This window comes from Streptomyces sp. NPDC056835 (assembly GCF_042789485.1).
Lineage (GTDB): Bacteria > Actinomycetota > Actinomycetes > Streptomycetales > Streptomycetaceae > Streptomyces.
Window position 1 is genome coordinate 1 of record NZ_JBHUBB010000063.1, and the last position, 1,167, is coordinate 1,167.

The following is a 1,167-nucleotide window of genomic DNA, read 5'->3' on the forward strand; positions in this document are numbered from 1 at the left end:
GGACGGCGCACCCCCCCGCCGGACGGCGCACCCCCCCGCCGGACGGCGCACCCCCCCGCCGGACGGCGCACCCCCCCGCCGGACGGCGCACCCCCCCGCCGGACGGCGCACCCCCTCGCCGGGAGGCGAAGCCCATCCGAACCGGTGACAGGCCAGGTGAGTTCCCCCACAACGGCCCACTGTGGAGGAGCGACCCGCCCTTTCGCGCCTTACGCTCAACGAACCGCACGACCCCCGTCGCCCCCCTTCCACGCCACGGAGGTTCCCGCTCCATGAAGCTCACCGTCGTCGGCTGTTCGGGCTCGTTCCCCTCCGCGGGATCGGCCTGCTCCAGCTACCTCGTAGAGGCCGACGGCTTCCGGCTGCTCCTCGACATGGGTAACGGCGCCCTTGGCGAGCTGCAGCGCCACGTTGGTCTCTACGACCTCGACGCCATTTTCCTCAGCCATCTCCACGCTGATCACTGCATCGACATGTGCGCCTACTTCGTCGCCCGTTACTACCGGTTCGACGGCGGGCGCTGCGACGCCATGCCCGTCTACGGCCCCGAGGGCACCGAGCAGCGTCTCACCACGGCGTACGCGGACACGCCCTCGGACAAGTCCATGAGCGAGGTCTTCGACTTCCACACGCTCAAGCCGGGCTCCTTCGACATCGGCCCCTTCTCGGTACGGACGGAGAAGGTCGCGCACCCCGTCGACACCTTCGGTATCCGGGTCGAGCACGGCGGCCGGTCGCTCACGTACTCGGGGGACACCGGCGTCTGCGAGCCGCTGGTGGAGCTGGCGGAGGATACGGATCTGTTCCTCTGCGAGGCGGCGTTCACCCACGGCAAGGAGGATGTCGTCGGGCTCCATCTGAATGGCCGTGAGGCCGGCGCCCATGCCGCGCGGGCGCGGGCGCGCAGGCTTGTGCTCACGCATATCCCGCCCTGGACGGACGCCGAGCGGAACCTGGCCGACGCGCGCGATGTGTACGCGGGCCCGGCGGAGCTGGCCGTTCCCGGCACGGTGTACGAGATCTGACCGGTCGGCAGCCGAGGTGACCGCGCACAGCCGTGGGGGGGGGCGGGGGGGGCCCCGCCCGGGGCCCCCCGGCGGGCGGGGGGGGGGGGGGGGCGCGGGGGGGGGGGACACCGGGGGGGGGGGGGGGGTTTTTAAAAAATTA

At 72.3% G+C, this 1,167-nt stretch carries 1 protein-coding gene; it reads left to right on the forward strand.

Going from position 1 to position 1,167, the window contains the following annotated elements; translation table 11 throughout:
• Nucleotides 1–272 precede the first annotated feature (272 nt).
• Nucleotides 273–1,025 (forward strand): MBL fold metallo-hydrolase, encoded by a 753-nt coding sequence (locus ACFRMN_RS37795; RefSeq protein ID WP_249953324.1) that lies wholly within the window; start codon nt 273–275, stop codon nt 1,023–1,025.
• Nucleotides 1,026–1,167 lie beyond the last annotated feature (142 nt).

Excerpts from the sequence above, each read along its gene's own strand:
- ACFRMN_RS37795 (WP_249953324.1), top strand. The coding sequence starts at position 273 with ATGAAGCTCACCGTCGTCGGCTGTTCGGGCTCGTTCCCCTCCGCGGGA.